The sequence below is a fragment of the Thermoanaerobacterium sp. PSU-2 genome (genome assembly GCF_002102475.1).
Classification (GTDB): domain Bacteria; phylum Bacillota; class Thermoanaerobacteria; order Thermoanaerobacterales; family Thermoanaerobacteraceae; genus Thermoanaerobacterium.
Genome location: NZ_MSQD01000007.1, coordinates 108,229 through 129,305, shown reverse-complemented (window position 1 = coordinate 129,305; position 21,077 = coordinate 108,229). Strand labels below are relative to the sequence as shown.

The 21,077-nt window shown below is 29.8% G+C and carries 18 protein-coding genes and 1 CRISPR repeat array (1 of these 19 running past the window's edge); of the genes, 12 read left to right on the top strand and 6 right to left on the bottom strand.

The features are described from left to right. A CRISPR array of direct repeats spans positions 1 to 1,093; the repeat unit is 30 nt; unit sequence GTTTTTAGCCTACCTATAAGGAATTGAAAC; it reaches 5 nt to the left of the window's first position. A 146-nt stretch (positions 1,094 to 1,239) separates the two neighbouring features. The 10 genes from BVF91_RS07465 (at position 1,240) to BVF91_RS13660 (ending at position 11,783) form a co-directional block, all read left to right on the top strand. Further along, positions 1,240 to 2,535, top strand: coding sequence for a PDDEXK family nuclease (locus BVF91_RS07465; RefSeq protein WP_085112814.1), 1,296 nt, complete (start codon positions 1,240 to 1,242; stop codon positions 2,533 to 2,535). Next, entirely contained in the window at positions 2,532 to 4,091 is a 1,560-nt protein-coding gene (locus BVF91_RS07460; protein WP_085112813.1) for a Cas10/Cmr2 second palm domain-containing protein, read from the top strand. Before BVF91_RS07465 ends, BVF91_RS07460 begins: the two co-directional genes overlap by 4 nt. 15 nt (positions 4,092 to 4,106) lie before the next feature. Beyond that, positions 4,107 to 6,275, top strand: coding sequence for an RAMP superfamily CRISPR-associated protein (locus tag BVF91_RS07455; protein ID WP_085112812.1), 2,169 nt, complete (start codon positions 4,107 to 4,109; stop codon positions 6,273 to 6,275). Next, positions 6,268 to 7,644 (top strand): RAMP superfamily CRISPR-associated protein, encoded by a 1,377-nt coding sequence (locus BVF91_RS07450; protein ID WP_085112811.1) that lies wholly within the window; start codon positions 6,268 to 6,270, stop codon positions 7,642 to 7,644. Before BVF91_RS07455 ends, BVF91_RS07450 begins: the two co-directional genes overlap by 8 nt. Beyond that, positions 7,641 to 8,201, top strand: coding sequence for a type III-D CRISPR-associated protein Csx19 (gene csx19, locus BVF91_RS07445; protein ID WP_085112810.1), 561 nt, complete (start codon positions 7,641 to 7,643; stop codon positions 8,199 to 8,201). The genes BVF91_RS07450 and csx19 overlap by 4 nt, the downstream gene beginning before the upstream one ends. Before the next feature lie 14 nt (positions 8,202 to 8,215). Then, a complete protein-coding gene (locus tag BVF91_RS07440) occupies positions 8,216 to 10,126 on the top strand; it encodes a TIGR03986 family type III CRISPR-associated RAMP protein (RefSeq protein WP_168170194.1) in 1,911 nt (636 codons plus the stop codon). A 2-nt stretch (positions 10,127 to 10,128) separates the two neighbouring features. Next, positions 10,129 to 10,446 (top strand): hypothetical protein, encoded by a 318-nt coding sequence (locus BVF91_RS07435; protein WP_085112808.1) that lies wholly within the window; start codon positions 10,129 to 10,131, stop codon positions 10,444 to 10,446. Between the two features lie 152 nt (positions 10,447 to 10,598). After that, positions 10,599 to 10,904 (top strand): transposase, encoded by a 306-nt coding sequence (locus BVF91_RS07430; RefSeq protein WP_206199034.1) that lies wholly within the window; start codon positions 10,599 to 10,601, stop codon positions 10,902 to 10,904. Further along, positions 10,882 to 11,586, top strand: coding sequence for an IS3 family transposase (locus BVF91_RS07425; RefSeq protein ID WP_206199033.1), 705 nt, complete (start codon positions 10,882 to 10,884; stop codon positions 11,584 to 11,586). The genes BVF91_RS07430 and BVF91_RS07425 overlap by 23 nt, the downstream gene beginning before the upstream one ends. After that, positions 11,505 to 11,783 carry an integrase core domain-containing protein gene (locus BVF91_RS13660; protein WP_206199035.1) on the top strand — a complete coding sequence of 93 codons (279 nt, stop codon included), beginning with the start codon at positions 11,505 to 11,507 and terminating at the stop codon, positions 11,781 to 11,783. The genes BVF91_RS07425 and BVF91_RS13660 overlap by 82 nt, the downstream gene beginning before the upstream one ends. Positions 11,784 to 12,467: 684 nt before the next feature. Here BVF91_RS13660 and BVF91_RS07415 read toward each other — a convergent pair. From BVF91_RS07415 to cas6, 5 genes are all read right to left on the bottom strand, one after another. Then, a complete protein-coding gene (locus BVF91_RS07415) occupies positions 12,468 to 14,813 on the bottom strand; it encodes a CRISPR-associated helicase/endonuclease Cas3 (RefSeq protein WP_085112805.1) in 2,346 nt (781 codons plus the stop codon). Beyond that, positions 14,773 to 15,429 (bottom strand): type I-B CRISPR-associated protein Cas5b, encoded by a 657-nt coding sequence (gene cas5b, locus BVF91_RS07410; RefSeq protein ID WP_085112804.1) that lies wholly within the window; start codon positions 15,427 to 15,429, stop codon positions 14,773 to 14,775. Before cas5b ends, BVF91_RS07415 begins: the two co-directional genes overlap by 41 nt. A 65-nt stretch (positions 15,430 to 15,494) precedes the next feature. Continuing rightward, positions 15,495 to 16,538, bottom strand: coding sequence for a type I-B CRISPR-associated protein Cas7/Cst2/DevR (gene cas7i, locus BVF91_RS07405; protein WP_085112803.1), 1,044 nt, complete (start codon positions 16,536 to 16,538; stop codon positions 15,495 to 15,497). A gap of 67 nt (positions 16,539 to 16,605) precedes the next feature. Next, positions 16,606 to 18,039, bottom strand: a complete 1,434-nt coding sequence (locus BVF91_RS07400) for a hypothetical protein (RefSeq protein ID WP_085112802.1) — start codon at positions 18,037 to 18,039, stop codon at positions 16,606 to 16,608. Continuing rightward, a complete protein-coding gene (gene cas6 / locus BVF91_RS07395; RefSeq protein WP_085112801.1) occupies positions 18,040 to 18,840 on the bottom strand; it encodes a CRISPR-associated endoribonuclease Cas6 in 801 nt (266 codons plus the stop codon). A gap of 819 nt (positions 18,841 to 19,659) precedes the next feature. Here cas6 and tnpA point away from each other — a divergent pair. After that, the gene (gene tnpA / locus BVF91_RS07390; protein WP_085112800.1) at positions 19,660 to 20,100 is read left to right on the top strand and encodes an IS200/IS605 family transposase; all 441 of its coding nucleotides are present in this window, start codon (positions 19,660 to 19,662) and stop codon (positions 20,098 to 20,100) included. A gap of 5 nt (positions 20,101 to 20,105) precedes the next feature. On the opposite strand, the gene BVF91_RS13575 is transcribed toward tnpA, so the two are convergent. Then, on the bottom strand, positions 20,106 to 20,237 hold the full coding sequence (locus BVF91_RS13575; RefSeq protein WP_276204897.1) for a hypothetical protein: 132 nt from the start codon (positions 20,235 to 20,237) through the stop codon (positions 20,106 to 20,108). 223 nt (positions 20,238 to 20,460) lie between these two features. On the opposite strand from BVF91_RS13575, the gene ytaF reads away from it, so the two are divergent. Further along, on the top strand, positions 20,461 to 21,060 hold the full coding sequence (ytaF, locus tag BVF91_RS07385) for a sporulation membrane protein YtaF (protein WP_085112799.1): 600 nt from the start codon (positions 20,461 to 20,463) through the stop codon (positions 21,058 to 21,060). The last annotated feature ends 17 nt before the right edge of the window (positions 21,061 to 21,077 follow it).

Below are 21,077 nucleotides of genomic sequence, written 5' to 3'. Positions count from 1 at the left end.
TAGCCTACCTATAAGGAATTGAAACTCTAAGTGGTACAAAAAGTTTGCTAATCTTCCAACAGTGTTTTTAGCCTACCTATAAGGAATTGAAACTCTAATACTGTGTTTGTTTGTGTTGCATTTATATTTTCGTTTTTAGCCTACCTATAAGGAATTGAAACCATAGCAGGTATATTAATTATATACCTGCTATATCGGTTTTTAGCCTACCTATAAGGAATTGAAACAAGAACGTTGAATGAGAGCACCATAATGGTATGCTCGTTTTTAGCCTACCTATAAGGAATTGAAACAGATCTATCAAATACAATTGTTTATTCATTAAATACAAGTTTTTAGCCTACCTATAAGGAATTGAAACGCAACTTGATTTGAAAGAGTATCACTGCCAAGATTCGTTTTTAGCCTACCTATAAGGAATTGAAACTTGTGGGAAAATGGTGCCTGAAAGCGAAATTTCAGCAGTTTTTAGCCTACCTATAAGGAATTGAAACTGATATATTTTATGTTGTCTATGTCGTCTGGGTTTGTTTTTAGCCTACCTATAAGGAATTGAAACCAGGTTTTTACAATTTTTTTGTGTTGACCTTCGATGGTTTTTAGCCTACCTATAAGGAATTGAAACTTTTGAATAGCTTGTCCTGTACTTCGTCTGGCATTGCGTTTTTAGCCTACCTATAAGGAATTGAAACTTCTCTGTTTTAGCAGGAATGATGCCCAAGTAGTTGTGTTTTTAGCCTACCTATGAGGAATTGAAACTGGCGAACAATAGTCTTAACAACAGGCGAAGAACCATGGTTTTTAGCCTACCTATGAGGAATTGAAACACGGAAACGACATCTATGTTGTGGGTAATGGCAACTGTTTTTAGCCTACCTATGAGGAATTGAAACATTGTACCGCAGTTTCTTTCGATCTTGGAAACGGACTGTTTTTAGCCTACCTATGAGGAATTGAAACGCAATTATGGCACTTAACCAACCAATACATTTAGCAGTTTTTAGCCTACCTATAAGGAATTGAAACCTTTCGGATATGCCTGGCTGTTCACCTTTTCCTTCTGGTTTTTAGCCTACCTATGAGAAACTAAGGCTAAGTAGGGTATGATGTTGTTTAAATATGTGTTTTTAATTTATCTGAGAAAAGCCAACAAAAATATACTTTAGAAGAAGGAAATTGATATAATATGTCGAATTAGTTATCAAAATGCAAATTGATAAATAATGGAGGTAGTTATGAATGAATGTATTTATAGCGTTAATAGGTTCGAATCCTTTGCCTATTTATGCAGTGTTAAATTACTTATTAAATGACAGCAGGGAAGATAAAAAAGAATTGCCATGTCCGGATATCGCATTATGTGTTCATTCTGAAGATACATGTAAGTATTTTGAGAATATTAAAAAATTAATCGGTAATAAATTAAAATTTGAACAAATTAATTTGGGGTTTTATGAACGTGATCCAAAAACGATAAAGGAACAGATAAAGAAAAAATTGTCTTCATTAAACGAAGAAAATTCTAAAAAGGATACTATTGAATCTATTCATCTGAATTATACAGGTGGTACTAAGGTTATGTCTGTAATTAGTTATAATGAAGTAAAGAATTATTGCAAAAATAATAACATCGAATGTGTCTTTTCTGACTTAGACCCAAAAACAAATAAAATCAATGTTATAGTAAATGATGATATAGAGGTAAAAAAATATCCATTTGATGGAGATTTAAGAGATTATATTAAAGTTAAGGCGCCCACTCTTTTTAAGCTACATAATATGGAAGTAAATGAAAGTGAATTAGGTGATGAGTTATATTTTTCAAAAATAGATATAGATGAATTTTCGGAAAAAGCTTTAAAGTTATTAAATAAAAATGATCGAGATTTCAAAAATGCTTATGATTTATTAAGTCAAGAAATCAGTAAGTATAAATTAGAATATGGTTATGATGTAAAAAAAATAAAAGAGAATACTGGTTGTAAGAAGTCTTTTGGTAAGTTAAAAGAAATATTCGGAGATATTATTCCATATAAAGATCTGGAGAGTGCTCCCAATCCTCAAGTAGGAAATTTATGTGAATTTTTGACTGGTAAATGGCTTGAGGACTATATTTTATGTCATTTAAGAAATATTAAAAATGATGTAAAAGTAGATAACTTATATAAATCAGTTAGAGTTAGATATAATAATAGACCATGTGAAATAGATGTTATAGCAATAAAAGGATATTGTACATACTTATTTTCGTGTACAATATCACAGAGAATAAAAATAATTAAAGAAAAAGCATTTGAGGCAATTTACAGAGCAAATCAATTAGCAGGTGAACATGCAAAAGTAATTGTAGTAAGTCCAATATCCAGTGATAAATCTAAAAAAGATAACAATTTAGAAGAACTTAAAAAAGATCTTTCATCATTTGATGCTATAAACAATAAAAAAGTAGAATATTTATCAATAGATGATTTAATCGATACTGAAAAGCTTGAGAATAAATTAAAAAAGTTTTTTCAAGATGAGGTGGTAGAATGATATTTTGTTTGTATGATTCGACTGGAATACAAAACTATATATTTAGCTCAAACAAATTAAAAGAAATTGTTGGTGGTTCTGAATTAATAAGAAAAATGTTTAAGGAATTTTTGATTGATGCGATAAAAAATTGTAATTTTAAATATTCAGACGACTATAAGGATAATATGATGGATACTGATGTTAGGATTATTTATATAGGTGGTGGAAATGCTGCTTTACTATATAAAGATAAAAATATAATGAAAAAGGTTAATGAGGAATTTTCAACTATTTTATTAAAAAATGCTACTTCAATTGGATATGTTACGGCTTATTGCGAAATTGATATAGACAAGGATGACTTTAAGGAAAAAAGGAATGAATTGTTAAATAAATTAGAACAAAAGAAAAATATGAATTTCAGAGGGACGAGGCTTCTTGGATTACCAATAACAAAACCTTCTGCAAATAATGAGTATCCAGCTATATGTTCATTTACAGAAGACAATAGAGAGATATACATATCAACTGAAACTAAATGTAAGAGAGATATATTAAGAGATAATAATCAATTTAACAATTTTAATTATAATGGAGAGAAATATGAGTTTCCAATGGAATTAGATGAGCTTGGACAATCAGAAGGTGAAAATTACATAGGAATTGTACATATTGATGGAAATAATATGGGACATGAAATAGATAAATTTTTATCAGAATTTGATGATTTTACTGAAGGTATGAAAGCTATGAGAGAATTATCAACTGAAGTAGATAGAGCATATAAATTATTTTTTGATGATATGGTAAAAAAATTAATAAAGGATATTAAAACTGAAAAATTAAAATTTTTAGAGTTGAAAAATAATACATTACCCATTAGACCAGTAATTATGGAAGGTGACGATATTACTTTTATATGTAATGGTAAATTGGCTTTAGGCTTAGCAGTTAATATATTAAAATCTATCAATAAAAAAAATAGTGTAAAAATAAGAAATTATGAAATTCCTATTTCTGCTTGCGCAGGTGTAGCTATAGTAAAAAGTCATTTTCCAATTGATAGGGCATACAGAATAGCAGAGAATTGCTGTAGTTCAGCCAAGAGGAAAGGAAAATTTCTTAAAGGAGAAAATGAAACGGTTGGTAATTGGATTGACTTTCATATAGTAAATAGTGGAATGACTAATGAATTAGATGAGATGAGGGCAAAAATTTATAATTTAGGTTTAAAGGATCCATCATTGACATCATTTAGTGGAGATAATAAATTGCCTCAATATAATTTACTTTATAGGCCGTGGTGCATTATGGATGAAGGAAAATATTCGTGGGGAAATTTTGAAAAAATATTTGAAGGGTTTAAAAACTGGCCAAAATCAAAATTAATGAATCTAAGAGATGCTTTTTTAGAAGGTCGCGAAGAGGTAGTTGATTTTATGATTGAAGCGAGAAGTAAAAAATTTGATGTATGTGAAATTGATGATGTGAGTTATGAGAGTTTATTTGATGTATATGATATGACACCATATTATGATGTGATTGAAGCGTTTGATTATTACATTGAAATTTGAGAAGGAAGGGTTAAAATGCATATAAAAGTTGAATTAAAGTCGGATTTGTGTATTTCTTCTGGTGAGGGGTTATCAGGGATAATAGATGTCGATGTAATTTATGATGACAATGGCATACCCTATTTGCCTGCTAAAAGATTTAAAGGTATTTTAAGGGAGGCCGCTGAAGATATTTCAGATATTTATCCTGAGAAATATTCGCAGAAAATTATTAATGATTTATTTGGCGATCCCGAAACAAATTCTGTTGGTGAGCTGTATATTGATAATGGTTATATAGAAAATTATCATACTATTGCTAAATTTATAAAAATGTGTAATAATAACAAAAGCTACAAAAATTTATTCCCCAAACAATATGTAAAGTCATATTTTACAAATATTCATCAACAAACTGCTATAGACAGAAAGAATGGAATTTCAAAAGATAAATCATTGAGAGTCATACGCACAATTAAAAAGGGAAATTTATTTTATTTAAATATAAATATTGATAGTATTATAGATTATGATAAAAAAGTTGAATTGCTTAGAGATGCATGTAAAATTATCCGACATATCGGACTATCAAGGACGAGAGGCTTAGGTGAGGTAAGATGTAAATTAATAGAGAACAACATTAATGAAATTAATAAGGGAATGAATAGTTATTCTGGTATAGGCGACAATAATAATAAAAAATATAAAATGACATATATAATAGAATTGTTATCAGATACAATTGTTTCGAATATTGGCGGTAATAGCAATGTGACTAATAGTTATATATCTGGTAGTAACGTTCTTGGGTATTTTGCGACACAGTATATTAAAAAATTTAAAGTTAATGATGCGGAAAATGATCCTGTTTTTAAAAGGATATTTTTATCAAAAGATGTAAGCTTTTTAAATGCATATCCAACAGATAAAAAAAACAATGATTATATACCTGTGCCAATAAGTATTGTTAAACAAAAAGATAAAGAAAACTATTTTGATTTAGCTTATGATGAGGACTATGAGTATATTAAAGAAGAAAGAATTCAAACAAATTCATTGTCGGGAAATTATATAAATATTCAAGATAAATATATTAATATTATAAACCCAAAATATGTACTGCATTATCATCATAAAAGACCTGAAGACAAATCTTTTGGACATGCTACTAAAAAATCTGGTGAATTTTACAGTTATCTATCTTTATGTGCTGGAGAAAAATTTAAAGGTTGCATAATTGGCAGTAAATCAGATCTTGGATTAATAAAAGAACTTATACCAGAGAATTCAATAATTTTTATAGGAAAATCTAAAAATGCGGAATATTCAAGAGCTAAAATATCTTTTGGAGAAATAGAAATGCTTAATAGTGAAATTAGTATAAATGATGAAGAAAAATTAATTATAACACTTACTTCACCAATGATATTATGTAATGAATATGGCAATATTGATTCAGATCCAAGGAATTTTATAAAAATAATACAAGAAGAATATCCTTCTCTTGTGTGTAATGATAAATATTTTATAAGGCACGTTACAGTATATGGCTTTAATTCTAAATGGGGATTGCCAAGGCAACAAGTTCAAGCATTAGCCTCTGGAAGTGTTTTTGTTTTCGATATAAAAGATAAGAATAATGATTTTTCAGGACTTTCAACAAAAGCATATGGCTTGAGGACAAACGAAGGATTTGGAAGAATTGCCGTAAATATCCATGGATTTAAACCATTAGAAAAAATGGATAATGAAAATGATGAATATATTGATATGAATTTAATATCACAACATGCGAAACCGTTAATAATTTATATAGAAATTGAAAAAATCAAAAAAGAATTAATCAAAAAAGCTATAAGTGATGCAAAAAAGCAAAAGTATGGACTGGAAAATATGACGAATTCAACTATTGGTAGGCTAAAAACTTTATTAAAAAAATCTAATAGTGAAGAGGATTTTAAAAAATTATTATCAGAAGAATTTAAAAAAGAAAGAAAAATAAATGGGATAAAAAAATATTTAGATGATAATACCTTCATCAATATTTTACAAGAATTAGAAACATATCAAACTTTTAAAAAATTAAATATCGATTATATAGAAGGTTCAAACATAGTAAATGAATTGTTTGCTTTTTATTATACAAAATTATTTAATGTCTTAAGACATTTAAAAAGAGAAAAAGAAGGTGCAAGAAATGCATGATAATAAAATAGAAAGGGTAATATTTGTTTCAGGAATTTTAAAGTTAGAAACACCTTGTATGATAGGTTCTGGTAATGATACTAATACAGATATAGATATAGTAAAAGATAATGACGGTATACCTTATATACCGGGGAGTTCTATAGCAGGTGTGTTGCGTAATTTCTTATCAGATGGATCTAAAGAGGATGATGAACCTGAATATGTAAAGTATTTATTTGGGAAAAGGAATAATGACAAAAATAATGATGATGGTGAATCAACAATTAGCTCCATATATTTTTATGATTTAAGCATGATAAACTACAGTAATGATAGAATTAGTACACGTGATGGTGTAAAGCTTGATTATGAAACAAAGACATCAATAGAAAATAATAAATACGATTATGAAGTTATTGAAAGTGGAAGCTGTTTTCTGTTTAGAATGGAAATACAGCTTAGACGAAAATTATCATATTTAAATGATAAAGTCGAAAGTATTTTATACAAAATTTTATATTCTATGATTGACGGAGAAATAAGATTAGGCGGAAAGACTAATAGAGGTTTAGGAAAGTGCACAATTGATAAAAACAGTATAAAAATTCTAGATCTCAATTTTAATGATAAAGAACATTTAGAAGAAAACTTAAATAGATGGTTTAATTTTGACTGGGATTACTTTGTTGGTAATAAAAAGTTGGATGAACTTAAACATGAAATACATGTAAATAATGGAAAAACAATAAAAGTCCCGCTAAATATAGAAACATCAATAATTATAAGAAGCTATGATAACCTTGAAAATTCTGATCAAAAGCATATAACAAGCAATGGTATACCGGTTATTCCTGGTACAAGCTGGGGTGGTGTTATAAGAAGTGGATGTTATAAGATACTTAAATTGTTTTATGATAAATTGTTAAAGTTGGATGATTATAAAATTAATGATAAAGTTAATTCAAATATAAATTGTATTTTTGGATATGTAGACAATGAAAGCAAAAAAGCAAAATCATCAAAAATATTAATTGAAGAAGCAAAAATTAATAATGGTAGAACATTGTATCAAACGAGAGTAAAAATAGACAGATTTACTGGTGGTGCGGCGGAATCTGCACTTTTTAATGAAGAACCTATTTATGGTGGAGAAACATATTTGACTATAAAAGTTAAATCAAAAGAAGCTTGGATAATAGGGCTATTAATATTAGTAATAAAAGATATACAAAATGGTTTTATCCCAGTAGGTGGCGAAGCTTCAGTTGGTAGAGGCATTATGAATGGAGATAAAATATACATTGATAATGAAATTGTTGATCTAGATACTGAAAAAAAATATCTAAAGAGTTTATATGACTTCATAGTAGGAGGTGTATCAAAGTGAATTCCATTACTGTTAGTGAAATAAAGCCATTAATTTATAAATTTTGTGAAAGTAGATGCTGCAATATATTATTACAAAAAGATTATGAGGTTCTTTTAGGTATTGCTACAAAAGATACAATTCGATTTTATGGTGATAATAAATTCGATGAAGAACATGTGATTGATATTCGTGTTTTTGATAGAAATGGTGAACTCCATATCTGGAAAATAAATGACGATTTTTATTATAGATTTAAAGAAGATGACTTTGAAATTGACGAAAATAGAGATTATAATGAAAGGATTTTAAAAGATAAAAAAATATTTGTGGAATATCCGATAGTTTTTGGTTCTACGGTTGAAAAAACTGATGGGAAATGGACAATTCTTAAAGAGCGGGAAAGAGGTATAAAAATATATTTTCCATATGATATATCATACAAACAATTGCCAATTAGATATAAGGTTTATAACTATTATGATTTTGATGAGGATGGGATCCTAAGATTTTATGATGCAAGGCTATGTGGATTTTTTAATAAAGATTTTAAAGAGTTGGAGAGTGAGATAATATGACTTGGAAGGAAGATATGAATACAAAGTTTGTGAATCCGTACAATTTTATATCATTAGGGAATGAATGTAAGAGAAAAAGTTTTGATGATTATATAAATAATAAAGAATTATTAACGGGTTATATTGAATGTGAATTAGAAAATTTAACACCAATTTTTATACCTAATACAACAAATGAAGATGCATTTACAGATAATGAAAAATATAAATCTTATGATTTTTTTTCCTATGATGATATACATAATCAAAAACGTACATCTAAATATTCAGAACCTGTTATACCGGCAAGTGAAATAAGGGGTGTTATACGTGCTGCATATGAAGCTTTGACAGATTCATGTATGTCAACAATAGACGATAGTGGTGTATTAAGTAAGAGAACAACAATACCGGCAAAACCAGGCTTATTAAAAAAAGAAAATGGAGAATGGAAGCTATATAAAGCGGAAAGATTAATGATAAAAGTAAAAGACTGTTCAATTGATAATGCAAAAAATTTTAAAAATATTTTATCAAAATATAACGAAGGGGACAAGATTTATTTTAAAAGAGGAATAGAATATAAAAATTATAGGATACATACAGTATCAGAGATATCTGATAGTAATATCAGTGGCTATGAAGAAGGTTATATTCACTTTGGAGAGGAATTTATTAAAAAACATCATGAGTCTATATTTAAATTGGGTGAAATGATACACGACATAGAAATAACAGAAGATGATATTAAAAAAATAGATGCATTGATAACTATATATAATGATTTAAATAAAGATAATAATGATACAAAATATAAAAAATTTAATGAGTTGCTAACATCAAAAGATTTTGAAAATGGTAGGAGAGTACTGCCAGTATATTATTCTGTTTATAAAAAGGATGATAAGAGTTACGTATATTTTTCGCCTGCATGTATAGGAAGAGAAGTTTTTACAAATAAATTAAGTGACATTTTAAAGAGTCAAGGAGGCTATCAACCTTGTAGTAGTAGAGAAAATTTATGTGAAGCTTGTGCACTTTTTGGCTTTACAGGTAATGGTAGTGAAAATAATGCATTAGCATCACGCTTAAGATTTACAGATGCAAAAATAAAAAACAAAAAAACTCGTAATGAAGATTACTATGATGAAATTTGTATTTTGCCTGAATTAGCATCTCCAAAAATTTCGGCAACAGAATTTTACCTTGAGCGACCATATGATGATAAAGGAAAGACATATGACATGTGGAATTATGATTATGCATTTAACTGGGTTTATCAAAATAAAATTGAACAATTTGACAAATATATTCCTAAAATTAGAGGACGAAAATTTTACTGGCATTCTGAAAAAGTTAAATTTGTCAATGAACAAAATGAAAGGAATTGTAAAGTAAGACCATTAAAGAAAAACAATGTATTCAGTTTTAGAGTATATTTTGATGCTATAACGGAAGATGAACTAAATAAACTTGTATGGATACTAAATATTGGTGATAGCAATAATATGAATTGTCATAAGATTGGTAGAGGGAAGCCAATTGGTTTTGGTACAATAAAAATTAGAATAAATAAAATTATAAAAAGAGATATATCATTTGGTGGTGATACAATATCTTATGTATTGAATGAATATAAAATAGATTTAAAGCAAAATAGACCGTTTGATTATAATAAGAAAAATGTACAAGAATTTTTGAAAATTACTGATTTTGAAAAGGCTCCGCGAAACATAGATTATCCAATAGGTGAAGATAAAACAAAACCTGATGGACGAAATAGTAAAGCCTCGCATCAATGGTTTATAGGAAATAAACAGATTGGTTATGGTCATAAAGATGTTAAGATTAAAGCAAGTGGTACAAAACCTATCATATACAAAACTTTACCATATATATTAGATAGTGATATTACCTTAAATAAACTATATAAGGAGAGGGATTAAAAATGTTTTTATGCTTTACATTAATTTTTAAAAGAAATGATGGATATCAGGAGCCTTTTCAATTAATTTATGAGCCTTGTCCATGCTGGAAAAAGGGTGATAAACGCATAATCAATTTTAACGAAAGCCCGCATTATCAGAAAGGTTCTTTTAAAGAGCTTATTAAACACATAAAAAGTATTGATTTTGACAAGCAATGTGTTTTAATTACAGATAAGAACTGGAGTAATAATTCTGGGTATGATGATAATAATACTTTAAATAGAATAATTGAGGATATAGAAACAGAGGGCTTTAAAGTGGTAGTTGTTCAGTTTTAAAAGAATGTTTGCATAGTTTTTTCTGTTTCTATATATCTTGTTTGGTGTGTGGTTTAAATAGATGTGATGGTAGAATATAAATAGTACAAGTTGAATTGAGAAAGTTCCACATAAGTATTACAATAAATATAGAAAGAATGGGGGAACTTCTCATGGCAAAACAACATGATCAACAATTTAAGGAGGAAGCTGTCGAGTATTACCTTAACCATAAGGAGCTAGGGCTTCGAGGGTGTGCAGAAAACCTTGGTATAGGTTATAGCACTCTTAGCAAGTGGGTTAGGGATTATAGCACCAATAACGGAACGATCCCAACTCGTGGTTCTGGCAACTATGCTTCTGACGTAGAAAAAGAAAATGCTAGGCTACGGAGAGAATTACGCGATGCAAAGGATGCACTTGATGTACTAAAAAAGCCATCAGCATTCTGGGAAAATGACAGAGGCGATTTATCTTGAAGTCTATCGCAAGTGTGAAGCTTCCAAAGGGAAACGCCTCGTTTCTGTCAGCGGAATGCTGCACTATTTAGGCGTTTCCAGATCCGGTTATAACTCTTGGTTAAAGCGCAAACCATCAAAACAGCAGCTAAGGAAAGAGTCTGTCCAAGACAAAATTCGTGAAATCCATGCAAAGTCTCATGATATTTACGGAGCTCCTAAAATTACAAAGGAACTACACAAAGCTGGAGAGGTCATCTCAGAAAGAACTGTAGGTAAATATATGAAGGAAATAGGCTTAAAAGCAAGGTATATCAAGCCTTATACAGTTACAACACGTAACTCAAACTTCAGTAGTTCTCTTGAGAACATTTTACAGCAACAGTTCAATCCGGACTCTCCTAATGCAGTCTGGTGTACTGATATAACATATATATGGACTGTAGATGGATTTGTATACCTGACCAGTATCATGGATTTATATTCACGGAAAATTATAGCGTGGACACTTTCCAAAACACTAGAGGTGTCATGTGTTTTAGATACCATAAATAAAGCAAAGGCAACTAGAAGGTTAACTAAACCACTAGTCATCCACAGTGATGGTGGGAGTCAGTATGTATCGAAGGAATACCGGAAAGCTGCATCAAAAATGACAATCAGTACTCAAAGAAGGGATGTCCTTGGGATAACGCTTGCATAGAGTCCTTTCATTCACTAATTAAACGTGAATGGCTAAATCAGTATAAAATTAGAGATTATGATCATGCTAGAAAGCTAGTGTTTGAATATATTGAGACCTTTTATAACACTGTACGAACTCATAGCCACTGCGATTATAAATCGCCAGATCAGTATGAAGCACAATACTTGAAGAAGGCAATAAAACTTATTGGGTAAGCAATAAATATGCATAAAGACATTCTCTGCTTGAAATCATAATTTAATACGTACTGAAATACTAGGGAATAACTTGCTCATTTTAATTTGTACTTTTTCTTGACATAGTACCAAGCCGTGCTTTTTTAATTTTACTTTACATTTGCAATCAGAATGAGGGCATCTATCTGGCGAGATAGGGAAGTTGTAATTTTTGCCTTTTTGCAAATATTCTTCAATGTTATCAACATGGAAAATTATTTGCATAAGCAACCTCTCAAAATTAAAATTAATGCTAAAGGAATATGATAATTTTTTCTTAAATTCCTTTAGCATTAATTTTATCACAAGATTATTTAATCTGATAATTTTTTTCGAATTTGAGAAATGACAATAATATATAATTTCGTTTATAACCCACAATGGTTCTACCTAAACAGAGCATTACTTCTTATCGTTACGAGTAGATAAAAGGTTTATAACCCACAATGGTTCTACCTAAACTGGGCTGAAAAAGCAGCAGGCTTAAAAATATCACAAGTTTATAACCCACAATGGTTCTACCTAAACCCCCATCCTAAAAGCTTATAAAATAAGAATTTCAGGATGCGAAAACCTCAAAATCGTCGTCGACCTCTGACAATGTAAAAATCCATTTTGTTAGACGATTCACAATGTATATGTGCTATATAAAATCTTTTTCTATTATTTTTTGATTTCCAATGGTCTGTTTTTGTCCAAACCAATTTCACTGTCATAATAGCATTTTACAAAATTTATCGGAATGCCGTTTATTCGTTCCTGTTCTATTAATCTTTTTTTCATTAATCCCAGTACAGTTCCTAAGTTCAACGAAATTTTATAAAGTTCCAACTCATAAAAATCCTTGTTGTTTATTAATTCTACAACTTTATCCTTAAAAGCAAAAGGATATACCGTTATACCGTCAAACTCTTCATAAAATTGTTTTTTTAAGTCTTTATTATCATATTTTTCGGTAAGCGATTCATTTAAATAGTTATATAGCCTTGGATCTACAAATACTTCATAATCATAACTACTGTATACTTCATCAAGCATTTTTTGAATTGCTTTTTCTTCAAGTTTAACTGGTGATTTTTTAAATAATTCTAAAGTTTTTTCCACTACTTTTCTATCCCTATAAGGATAACCTTTTTTATTAATATCTTTTTCAACAATAAATACGGCTGCAAGCTCACTTTTTTCTCTAAAGCGGTTTATGCGTCCAAACCTTTGCAGCAAAGCGTCCAGTGGTGCCGGTTCAGTATATAACTCATTATAACTGATATTTAAAGAAACTTCTACTACCTGTGTAGCCACAAGCAATTTATAATCTCCAACTTTTTCTTCTATTTTATCTCTGTCTTTTAAAGTGAAATGACTGTGTAAAAGTTTAATATCTTCTTCTTTAATGTAACTTCCAGACAGTTTGTCTTTTAAAATCTTGTACAGATCTTGACCTGTTTCAACGGTATTAGCAACCACCAGAATTTTTTTCCTGTTTCTTACTTTATATGCTATTTCATCAACGTAGTTCATCAGTGTCCCAGGTAACCTGAAAACAATATGTCTGTTAAAAGATACAAGTTCCTCATCTTTCATTTTTAATACATTTTCAATATCCAATTTTTTAATTATAAACTCCTGTAAATTCGTTGGTATGGTTGCCGACATTATCATAATTTTGGTGTTAAAGTTCTCTTTTAAAAATTTTAAAAAAATAATTAATTTACACACAGCTTCTTTTTCGTAAGCGTGAATTTCGTCAACTATAACTCTTGCATTGTATAATTCAGCAAAGTTGATCTCATAATCGCCTATATAATAAGCATTTTTCAGTAACTGATAAATAGTGGCTACTTTCACTGGAAAATGAATTTTCTTTATCAAACTTTTTTGCTGGGAAACATTTTTATTTATTTTATGCTTTTCTTCTTCCGATAACTCTTCAAAAGTTTTTTCTTCAATAAAGTTTTCGTATATCTTAAATGCAGTCTTACTGTGAACCGGCACGACCTTATCTTTACCGAAAATGTTTTGTAATCTCTCTACCATTTTGTTTATACTTGCTATATTGGGTAACAGATAAAATATTCGGTCGTTGTCACTGTTTTTCATATTATTTTTCGCCCAGGATAATGCCGCTTCAGTTTTACCCGAACCTGTCGGTGCAATTAGTAAAACATCATCCTTTATTTTTGAAGCCCTTTCTTGAGTAGAATATAATCTTATTCCTTTTTCAAATATCTTAAAATCAGTGCTTATTTTGATTATTTCTATTTGTCCGGAAGATGCAAGATGATCAGCAGATTTCATCAGCCCTATCATAAAAATTAATTTTTGCTTTCTTTTTGAATCCTGCACTATATCATATATCCTGTCAAATCTTTGAAAAAACCGGCTCTCGCTGTAGTTTTTTATAATGTCCAAATCCAAAGTATTACCTGTAAGAGTGTTATAAGTTTTTTTGACATAATCTACATACTCTAAAAATATATCATGATATATCCTTCTTGCAGACAAACGATCTATTTCAAGCAATTTAGCAAGTTCAACTATCCCTTTTTCGATTTTTCCTTTTGTTACTTCAATAAACGATTTTTCAATATATCCAATCCATTTTTCTTTTAAATCTTTTAAAGATTTGTGGTGTGTTACTATAATCGTATAAATATCAATGATTTCATTCTCGTCGAGTTTTTTCCCGTTAATATATATATCACCAATCAAGAAAAGTGAAGCAAATTCGTGCCTGAAATCCCAGTGCGATTTATTCTGAATTGCAATTTGAAAACCGGGCATTATTTTTCCTAAATCGTGAAACAACCCTGCAATATATACTTTTTCAAAAAGAAGATCATCGCCAAAGTAACTTCCTGCATTCTTAAAGAGATTTTTCAATTCTATTAGAACTTTAACAACCTTTTTTGTATGTTCAATAAGTGTTTCTCCGTCATCTTTTGCAAGAACATCATTTAAACAAGAATAATTAACAAGCGTTGATGAACTCTGGGGAATAGAGGTAAACATCCTTATTTTCTCCTTTTACCATATAAATATTATCATTTTCAATGCTCACAGGCCGTTTAATAATAATAAACGGTTTTTGATTTAAAATCTCTCTTGTGTCCAAATCTATTTTCACCGGCATAATAATTGGTACTCCCGAAACCCCTTTTGCACTAACGGAAACTGCCGTATTGCTTATTGTTCCTTTACCTGTTTTTATAAGATCAACTTCTTTAATTTCTTCTACCGTGGCAAGATCGTGGCTTTGCCCCAACAATATAGTGTAGCGGGGTTTTTTGAAATAGTCGGTAAAACTTAAATCAGTTAAATACAAATTTAATTCCACATCATATAAAAAATTCTTAAACCATACAGATGATTCGCCTTTAGTATCTTTTCTCTTCGTTGCTTTATAGTAAGTTTCTACATCCCATGCTTTTGCTCTATAAGTAAATTCATAGCCGATTTTAAAATCAACATCTTTTATAGTTTTCCCTTTGGCTGCCGAAAGCAGTCCTATTAATGAAGAAAGAGGCGGCATTTCGTATGCCAAAATTTTTCCCGTCTTAAAAAATATATTTGTAAAAGTTGCTGTCCAACCAGTAATTTTGATTTTTACAGCTTTTTCAACCTTCATTTTTTCACTCCTTTTTTAATAATCCAGGATATGTACGAATATATCCGTACATATCCTAAAAGCTGCTAATTGCTATCAGCGTTGCAGTAAAAGGCATATATTTCTTCTCCAAATTTGTCAATTACATTTTTTACGATGTCATTTACAACTTCTATTTTTTCCTCGCTCATTTCCTTAATAAATCTGTCAATTTCTGTTTGCAGACTGTCAAGATATCCTTCGTTTCTTCCAATATAAACTTTTGACTTTAAATCATTCTTATAGGCTAAAAGCATTTTTTTCAGTACGTTAAAATTAACCTTAAATCCGCTGCCATATTCACCAGCTTCATGTATTACATTAGCCAGAATATTATTACCGCTCTCAACAATAACAAGAATAATGAATTGCGGTGCAATATTTTCAAAGTTATTTGTCAGTTTAGCACCACCCTGAACATAGTTCAGAGATTTTAAATATTCGTGTATCCTTTTTGCCCGTTCTTTGGCAGTTAAAACAACCACCTTATTTTCTTTGTCAATCTTATGAATAATTTCTTTATACTCTTTTTCTTCATCATATTTTTTAATTAAATCATCGTTGATATTTTGGTAACCGCTTTTGTTACGTGCTTCAAATCTGCCGACAGCGTCTAAATCAATGTTAAATTTCCCTTTAAAATGGGTTTTGTAGACTTCGTACTGGTAAATCATATTATCACCTTCAGTACTGGTGGTGTTGAATGATTCTAAAATTTTAACGCCGTTTACCGATATCAGGTGCGAAAACTTAAATGGTGCTATCCTTGATAAACCTTGATCGGTTTCCATATAACCTCTTAAGTCTTGATCAACATATTTTATAGGATCAACTTCGTAATTAACTTTTTTTCCTTCTTTTGTTTTTGTAGAATATCTTGCTTTAAATTTATCCATATGTGTTACCTGAATAAAGTGATTGTAAGACTGTGCAGATACTAAAACATAGGTTTTGTGCTGACCATTTGCATCATATGCCTCAATTTTCTTTGTTCTGGTAATGGTTGTTCCATCTCCCTTTTTGTCATTTTTCAGGTTATTTAAAGCTCCGGCGTCTACATTAAACATAAAAATCCCTTGCGCAAAATTCATAAGATATTCCTCCTCGTATAACTCGTATAATTATATTACCGAAATACTTTACATTTTAAGTATTTATTTAGAATACACTGTCATCGGCACTTTCATATTCCAAATCATTATCAATTTCATCATCTAAATCATCAATATTAGAGACGAACTTTTCATTCATCAGCAACTCATATATCCTTGCTATAACAATTAACTTTAACATCCGCCAATCGTATGACTCATTCATAATTACATCAAAAAATTCTTTCGTGTTATCAAAAGGCTTTTTTAATTCCGCAAGTATTTTTTCCACTTCACCGGGTCCATGGTTTTTTGTCAGTTTCAAGCCTTCTGTAACGGTTTTTCTGTAAATATCCACTATTTCTCTGGCAAATTCATAACGGTTGTTAGTGTTTTCCAAATATTTAATCTTTCTGTAATTGGCATTTGATTTTTTGTAAAATTCCGTCAACCTTTCGGCTAACTTAAAACCATAATCAATAATATTTTCTGACATACCCAGTACCTCCTTGAAATAAAGTTTAATAAAATCTAACGAAAAGTTTTTAAAAAGCCATACTCCAAAAGTTTTGAGAGTTTTCTTGCCAAGTAGAAAATTTATATTGCTTAAAAAGATTCTATACGCTGGAAAATAGCCGTATTCCAGTGTGTTAATTTTTAAAATATCTTTTTTGAATTTTATGTCTCTTGCTACCTCTAATATAAAACCGATATTTCTGTCCGGCAGTTTTATAATTTTTAAATCATTTCCTATATCGCGGTTATCATTGTTAAAAATGTAGATATCAACACTCGTTCTGTGGCGGTTACTTTGGCTGTTCTGAGAGTATTCTGATAATGCTTTATAAACAACTTTATACAAATCATTTTCATTTTTAAACTTTATTAAATTATTGTTTTCAGTATAAACTATATCTATTATACTTTCATAAATTTCTTTATCATCAGTATGAAAAGCAGCATAGCCTGTTGTTTTGTTATTTTCATCCATAACGGTTTTAAATAATCCGAACGGCATTACTGTTAAGAAAAATATACATTTTATACACCCGAGAAACTCTTTTTTATGAAAAAATTTGGCGTTCCAGTTTGTACCGCTGACGTAATACGGCATAAATGTTCGATCCAATGGATATACTCCCTCATGTTGCCCACATAAACTGCATTTGGTGCTATTACTTTTTTTGCTTGCATTCCCGTTAAGCAATTTGGCATACTCTTCGCTTAAATCAATTATCGAGTTTCCATTTTTGATTTTGAATAAATTTTCCGCAGACTTATAACGAATCGGGTTTCTCGTAATAATAAATAACAATTCTTTTTGCAAAGTTTTCCAATCATCAGGATTGTTCATATAATGGGCTCTTATTTGATTAGCAAATGTTCTTATATCATTTCCTGTAATAGTTGTAATTGTTCCACTGTTTTGCGCTTTAAGCCATGATTTAAAATAAGCTATACCAACATCTACTAAATAAACACCACTATAATCAGTAGACACTTATACCTTTCCCCCTTTTATTTTTAATTTTTTACTAATGAAGCCAAAGCCCATCATATTTTTTTCTCCGATTCCCGAGTAATAGATCATTTCCATAACTTCAATTGGAGCTTTGATTGTAAATGGAGCTAATTCTCCGTAAATCCGCTGATCACAGTAGGTAATAAGTTTTGAATGTTTTGCGGCAGTAGCCATATAACTTTCATCAAAACTAAAATCAAAATCATTTAAATCAATTTCATTCCCATAAAAGGTACTGTACTTTTCCTTTAAATTTTGTTTTAATGCTTCTTTGAATTTCTCTCGATCATCAAGATAGCGCAGGTATTTTGCTTTTCCGGTTGAATGGTCTTTAACACTTAAAACTAACGGGGTATCAAGATAAAACATTTCTTCGGTTTTAAATCGCAGTTCCGGTAAAATTTTTATTTCTTCAAAACTAAATTCCGCTTTGCTAATTTTTATTTTTTCATTTTTATATAAACCAAGAATAAAATTATCCAAAAATCCTTTAACAAGTGACCTTACTTTAATCGTTACAAACTTACCAACTGAGATAGTACCATTTTCTTTTAAGGTAAAATCAGAAAAATACGGGCGGGAAAAACATACTCCTTTAAAACTTTTTTTGCTTTTTTTAAAACCAACTTCATGAAGTTCCCGCGAAAACTCCGGCGAATTGCTTGCAAGAGTTTCGTAAATGAATTTTGTTAATGAATAATTAATTTCATCAAGGAGAATATTTTGTTCTTTTTTTGCAGTTCCCGTTATCATTAAACTTTTTTTGTCGCCAATCTGCATTTTTCTTACCTCCCAATATTGGTTCTACCTATTTTCCTCTGTAAACAAAAACAAAAATTTTTATAACTCAAATAATTTGATACTACCTACATATAAACAAAAACTAAAATAGGTTACTATTATAATAAAATGAATTTACCATATTGTCAATATAAATTATTGAAAATTTGTAAATTTTTATTCCAGTGACATCCTCGCCAGAATAAATTCGGGGGCTTTATTTTCAGGGTATATGCAAGGTCTTCTCCTTATGCTTTGATTCGTAGACTCCGTTCAACTCCAAGGTGGGGCGATATAATCGGTCACGCCCCACGTCCATTACTTTCCTTAATGGTATATACCTTGTATATCCTCTCGTAGATATTCAGTTGAACGTTTTGCTCCGTTTAAATCAAAAATCCGGCTAAATGAGCACCTCTGCTTATTTTGTAGAAGTGCTTTTATTTTTTTTTCTGTATATTTTTATGGTCTTTATTACGGAAAGTACTCTTGCGAGTACTCTTTTAATTTACCTCTCGCTTTTTAGATTATACGCCTGCTTGGTTTACGGTCAAGAGGTTCGCATTCGCCGTGTGAGCATATCCTCCTTCGTCCAGTATCCCTCACAAGCCTCTTGACCTCTAATTCGCAGGCTCTGTTTTTATTTCCTGCCGGGAGGCAAATTCAATTTTGATTTAAGGTTAATATTTTAGACCATAGTAGAGCAGCATGTTTTAATGTCTATATAATAGGGTTAAATCTATCAGCTTAAGCTGAAATCTTTAGGTCAACAAAATAAATAATCACTTCTAGTAAAAAATAAAACTAGAGGTGATAAATATGCAAAATTATAGAAAGTCGTCGCATGCTACATATGACCTAAAATATCATATAGTATGGATAACAAAATATAGAAAACCGGTATTGGTTGGGAAAATAGCAGAAAGAACAAGAGAACTAATAAGAATAGTATGCAAAAATAATGAAGTAGAAATATTATCAGGACATGTGTCAAAAGATTATATACATATACTAGTGTCGGTACCACCACATTTGTCAGTAAGTAAGTTGGTGCAATATATAAAAGGATACAGTTCAAGGAAGCTGTTGATGGAAAATAAGGAGCTTAAAAAACAATTTTGGGGACAACATTTGTGGGCGGGAGGATATTTTGCAGCAAGTAGTGGCAATGTAACAGATGAAGTGATAATAGAGTATATACAAAATCAAGACATAAAAGAAAATCAAAAGAATGATAATTTTACTTTAGGCGAGTTTTAAGCTGCTTAAGCGGCATATCCAAACCCTCTATTTCTAATTACTCCAGTTATTTTAATCATAACTGTATTTTCGGCATATTCATCTATATACTCTGGAACAGACTTCAACCGTGCTTCTATACATTGATCAGTAAACATAATTAAAAATGCTGCATCTACTTTTTCAGCAGCGATTTCATTAAGCGCTTTTTTGTAATACTAATACAATTTTTGCTTTTTGTCTGTATAGTTTTTTGATATTATTGTACACTTAAGAAAATTTTCCTTAAGTTGCAAGCGACAAATTTTTAATAAGCTTCAGATAACATAATTCTCAAATGAAGAATATAATATAAAGACATATTAAAATAGGGGGGTTGTTATGCATGTTATATCAAGTTTATTATTTTCAATATCAGCAAATATTGATAACTTTACTGTGGCCATAGCATATGGGATTAAAAAAATAAGGATCGGAATATTAAGTAATCTTCTAATTGCTTTAGTATCTGGCATTGGTACATTTTTATCGATGTCTATAGGTTTCTTTATAAATAGATTTTTACCATCAAACATATCAAATATTGCTGGCAGTCTTATACTTATTATGTTAGGCTTATGGTTTATTTTAGACTATTATAAGAAACGGAAAACAGATACTTTTGATTTTAAGAATAATTACGAAATCCTGATTAATTCAAAAATAGAAGGAAAGGATAATTTAAAATATATAGATATGAAAGAATCTATTATTCTTGCTTTGGGTTTAACAATAAACAATTTAGGTTTAGGAATTGGAGCAAGCATTACAGGACTTAACATATATTTTACTACATTATTAACAATTATTTTCAGTTTATTATCCATTCTTTTGGGTTTTACCATAGGCAATACTTACTTAGCCAAAGCATTTGGCAGTTATGCACCATTAGTTTCAGGTATTTTAATTGTTTTTTTGGGTATATACGAAATTTTCATTTAAATCGTTAAATCTTTATG